Genomic DNA, 5,018 nt, shown 5'->3' with positions numbered 1-5,018 from the left:
CGCGGGGCAGGACAGGGGGCGTCGGAGCGAAGGGGGTGGGGGACGTGCAGACCATCAGCGGAGTGTGGCGCTGGCGCGGCAATCCGCTGCGCCGCCCGACCGATGTCGCGGAGGCATGGGTGTGCCTCCTGGCGTTGCTGCTGACGCTCGTGGCGATGCCCGTCGTCGGCACGGTCACCGGGTCCGCCGCGCAGGACTCGCTGCGGCGCTCGGTGCGCGAGCAGCGGCACACCCGTCATCTCGTCACGGCCACCGTGCTGCGCGCCCTCGCGCAGGCTCCGCCCGAGGCCGATCCCGACACGGGCGCGGCCCGCACCTCCCGCAGCCGGGTCCTGGCCGGGTGGACCGCGCCGGACGGCACCCGTCGCCAGGGCGCGGTGCTGGCGGACGTCAAGTCCCCTCGCGCGGGTGAGCACTTCAGGCTGTGGACGGACCCGACCGGGCGAATAACGACCCGGCCACTGGACTCCGCCACCGCCCGGGCGCACGCGGTGCTGGCCGGTTTCGGCGCCGCCGTGGTGGTGGCCGGGCTCATCGAGAGCGTGCGGCGCCTCGTCGTCTGGCGCATGGTCCGCTGCCGGTACGCGAGTTGGGACCGCGCCTGGGACCGGGCGGGCCCGGACTGGGGCAAGGCCGGTACGGGCAGCTAGGGCCCTCCTTCCGGCTCAGGCCGGCTCGGCCCGAGAGCGTCTCTCAGCCAACCCCGGGCCGGGCTGCGGGGCCGGGGTTCCGGCTCTGGTCGGCCCGCCACCCGCGCGCACGCTACGGTGGACCGGCCGACTCGCTTTCGGCATCGACCCGCGCGCGAGCGAGCCGAAGGCCGCGCCGGAGTTCGGAACACGCGCACACGCGGACGCCCTTCGGGCGCCCCGCGGCCGCCGTCCCGGCACCGGCTGCGGAGCCCCTGAGGCGGACGAGCACACGTACCACGAGGTGGGGGCACGGCAACGCCATGGCACAGGGCACGGTCCAGGTGACGCACACCGGCACATCGCGGTGGCGCCGCCGCACGGGTGAGTACGCGTCGCTCGCGGCCGCGCTGGAGGCCGCCTCCGACGGCGACGTCCTCACCATCGCCCCCGGCACCTACCGGGAGAACCTCGTCGTGCGGCGGGAGGTGACCCTGCGGGGCCCCGACAACGCGCCGGGCTCGGTGCGGATCGCCCCCGTGGACGGCGTGCCGCTGACCGTGCGCGCCTCCGCCGTGGTGCAGGGCCTGCACGTGGAGGGCCAGGACGGCACCGCCCCGGCGCTGCTGGTGGAGGAGGGCACGCCCGAGCTGCTGGACGTGCGGATCGTGACCCGCTCCGCCTCCGGCATCGAGGTGCGCGGCGGGGCCCGGCCGACCGTGCGCCGCTGCACGGTGGACAACCCGGCCGGCATCGGCGTCCTCGTCCTCGACGGCGCCGCCGGGGTGTTCGAGGAGTGCGAGGTCGTCTCGGCAGGCCAGGCGGGCGTGGCGGTGCGCGGCGGCGGTCATCCGCGCCTGGACCGCTGCCGGGTGCACCACGCCTCGGGCACCGGACTGAGCGCGACCGGTGAGAACTCCTCGCTGGAGGCGTTCGGTTGCGAGGTGTACGAGGTGCGCGGCGCCGGGGTGCAGGTCACCCAGCGGGCCACCGCCCACCTCACCGACTGCGAGGTGCACCGCACCTCGGCGGACGGTGTCACCCTGGACACCGACGCGGTGCTGACGCTGGCCGACTGCCGTATCCACAACATCCCGGAGAACGCGGTCGACCTGCGCTCCCGCTCGGTGCTGACCCTGACCCGGACCACGGTGCGCCAGTTCGGGCGCAACGGCCTGTCGGTGTGGGACCCCGGCACGCGTGTGGACGCCAACCAGTGCGAGATCTTCGACAGCACCGGCGACTACCCGGCGGTCTGGGTGAGCGACGGCGCGACGGCCGTGCTGGACTCCTGCCGGGTGCACGACGTGCCGGACGCGCTGTTCGTGCTGGACCGGGGCTCCCGCGCGGACGTGGTGGACAGCGACCTCTCCCAGGTGCGCAACACGGCGGTCTCGGTGAGCGACGGCGCGACCGCCCAGCTCGACGACTGCCGTATCCGGGAGGCCGCAACCGGCGCCTGGTTCCGGGACCACGGCAGCGGCGGCACCCTGAGCAACTGCACGGTGGCCGGCACCCAGACCGGCGTGATCGTCACCAAGGGCGCCGACCCGACGATCGAGCGCTGCGTGGTGGAGAGTCCGGCCGAGGCCGGGTTCTACGTCTCGGCGGGCGGCCGGGGCAGCTTCGTCAATTGCCGGGTGACCGGCAGCGGCGGCTACGGCTTCCATGTGCTCGACGGCTGCCGTACGACCCTGCGCAAGTGCCGCACGGAGCGGTGTGTGCGCGGCGGTTACGAGTTCGCCGAGGGCGGCCCGGACGCGGGCACGGGCGCCGGACCGGTCGTGGAGGAGTGCTCCAGCGACGAGAGCGGCGCACTGCGGCCCCCGGCGGCGCAGGACACGGCGGTGCAGACGGCCCCGGCGTCCACCGGCGGGCTGCTCGGCGCGATTCCGGGGCAGCGCGCCGTGGGCGCGGAGCCGGCGGCGGCGCCGCCCGTGCCGGAGCGGGAGACCCGTACGCCGAAGGCCGTGATGGGTGAACTCGACGCGCTGGTGGGCCTGGAGAGCGTCAAGCGCGAGGTGCGGGCGCTGACCGACATGATCGAGGTGGGCAGACGCCGCCAGAAGGCGGGCCTGAAGGCGGCCTCGGTGAAGCGGCACCTGGTGTTCACCGGCTCCCCCGGCACCGGCAAGACGACGGTGGCCCGGCTGTACGGCGAGATCCTGGCCGCGCTCGGGGTGCTGGAGATAGGGCACCTCGTGGAGGTGTCGCGGGTCGACCTGGTGGGCGAGCACATCGGTTCCACCGCGATCCGCACCCAGGAGGCGTTCGAACGGGCGCGTGGCGGTGTGCTGTTCATCGACGAGGCGTACGCGCTGTCACCGGAGGACGCCGGGCGTGACTTCGGCAAGGAGGCCATCGACACCCTGGTGAAGCTGATGGAGGACCACCGGGACGCGGTCGTGGTGATCGTGGCGGGCTACACGGCGGAGATGGAGCGCTTCCTCTCGGTCAACCCCGGTGTGGCGTCCCGTTTCTCGCGGACGATCACCTTCGGGGACTACGGCCCCGAGGAGCTGCTGCGGATCGTGGAGCAGCAGGCCGACGAGCACGAGTACCGGCTGGCGTCCGGCACGGCGGAGGCGCTGCTGAAGTACTTCACGGTGCTCCCGAAGGGCCCGGCGTTCGGTAACGGCCGTACCGCGCGGCAGACGTTCGAGGCGATGGTGGAGCGGCACGCGAGCCGGGTGGCGCAGTTCGCCGACCCGAGCACCGACGACCTGACCCTGCTGTACCCGGAGGACCTGCCCGAACTGCCGTGAAGCGGCGTCAGGTCCGGCCGGGTTCCGGTCGGGGCGCGGGCAGGTCGGGGTGGAGGCGCGCCAGCAGACGGTCGCGCTCGCGGACGAAGACCGGGTCCTCCTGATACTCGGAGTGGCCGAGGATCGGCGCGGGCAGCGGGTGTTCAGGGGTACGGCCGTAGGCGCGCGGGTCGGGCAGCGGCTCGTGGTCGACCTCGGTGCCGTGCCCGGCGGGCAGCCGGATCGGGCCGCCGATGGGGTCGGTGCGGCGGTGGAGGTTGCGCCAGCAGCAGATGTCCCGGTGCAGGGCGGCGAGGGCGGCCGGGCCGAAGTGGGCCGGGAACCAGCGCCCGTAGAGCCGCTCCAGCGGTGAGCCGTAGGTGAGCAGGGCGACGCGCTGCCGTACGGCGGGCGGGAGCTGCCAGGCCGCGGCGGCGACCAGGACGCTGCCCTGCGAGTGTCCGGAGAGGACGAGACGGCCGCCGGTGCGCTCGGTCCAGGTCGCGGTGCGCCAGGTGAGGTCGGGTACGGCGCGCTCGGCATAGCAGGGAGGCGCGAAGGGGTGGGCCGCGCGCGGCCAGAAGGTGCCGACGTCCCACAGGATGCCTATGGTCCGGCGGGCCGAGGCGTCCTTGTAGGCGCGGCGTCCCCAGGTGACGAAGAGCAGGAAGCCGACGCCGACCAGCCAGGAGCCGAGCGTCTGGCAGACCTCGGCGGCGGTCCGGACGGGCGTCCCGGCGTCGCGGGCGGCATGGGCGGGCGCGAGCCCGGTGGCGAGGGCACCGGTGAGGGCTCCCGCGCCGGCGATCAGGGTGGCGACGGAGCCGACGGCGAGAATCAGGGGCGCGCGGTCGGTGAGCGTGGCCATGGCGCGGACGTGGGCGATGCGCCTCGTGCGGTGTGGGTCCTCGGGTTCACCGGGGTGCTCGGCGCGCACCCGTCGGCGCTCGGCGCGGGCGAGGCGCGCGGTACGCCGGGCCAGGACGGCGATCAGTACGAGGAGCACGGCGAGTACGGGCGGGATCGCGGACGCCTGCCAGGTCAGGGTGACGGGCGGCCCGGTGATCGAGGCGCGGGTGCCGTCCAGCCAGTCGGCGACGCGCTGGGCGACCCCGCCGGAGGCGACTCCGCCGAGCGCGCACGCGAGCAGGGCGACGGCAGGTCCGCCGAGGCCGCGCATCGCGGCGCGGGGGTCGGGCATACGCCGGTGCAGCCGGCGGGCGACGACCGCGAGGGCGACGACGATGACGCCCTGGGCCAGCATGACCGCGCCGAACGCCGGGTCGCCGGGCAGCCTCCCGGCGGACTGCCAGCCGGGCCGGGACCAGCAGGCGTAGGCGACGGCGAGCAGCAGCAGGGCCAGAGCGCCGAGCGGGAGGGCGCGCAGCAGGTGGCGGTCGAGCGTCTGGTCGAGTTGGCGCTCGCTGCGGCCCCGGCGGCACACCACTGTGACGGCCACACAGGCCCCGACGAGGATGCCCGCGCCGAGCAGGACGCCGAGGAGGTGGAGGAGCGCGGGTCCGCCGGGGCGGAGGTCGAAGCGGGTGGCGGGCAGGGTGACGGCGGCGGCGACGGTGAGCAGCCCGGCCGCGGTGTGCGCGGCGCGGAGGCGGGCGCCGAGGCGGCGGCCGTACCAGAAGCCGGG

2 protein-coding genes and 1 pseudogene are annotated in these 5,018 nt (G+C 75.3%); 2 read left to right on the top strand and 1 reads right to left on the bottom strand.

Going from position 1 to position 5,018, the window contains the following annotated elements; translation table 11 throughout:
* The first annotated feature begins 44 nt into the window (after positions 1-44).
* Both GT030_RS21595 and GT030_RS21590 read left to right on the top strand, forming a co-directional pair.
* Positions 45-650 carry a hypothetical protein gene (locus GT030_RS21595; protein ID WP_161202516.1) on the top strand — a complete coding sequence of 202 codons (606 nt, stop codon included), beginning with the start codon at positions 45-47 and terminating at the stop codon, positions 648-650.
* Positions 651-952: 302 nt separating this feature from the next.
* Complete coding sequence (locus GT030_RS21590) at positions 953-3,394, top strand: right-handed parallel beta-helix repeat-containing protein (protein WP_161202515.1); 2,442 nt, start codon at positions 953-955, stop codon at positions 3,392-3,394.
* Between the two features lie 7 nt (positions 3,395-3,401).
* Here GT030_RS21590 and GT030_RS21585 read toward each other — a convergent pair.
* A pseudogene (locus tag GT030_RS21585) lies at positions 3,402-5,018 on the bottom strand (hypothetical protein); the annotation flags it as partial.

Origin of the sequence: Streptomyces sp. SID1328, assembly GCF_009865595.1 — a bacterium.
Lineage (GTDB): Bacteria > Actinomycetota > Actinomycetes > Streptomycetales > Streptomycetaceae > Streptomyces > Streptomyces griseoluteus.
Note: the sequence above shows the minus strand (reverse complement) of the source record. Positions and strands in the feature narration are given on the sequence as shown.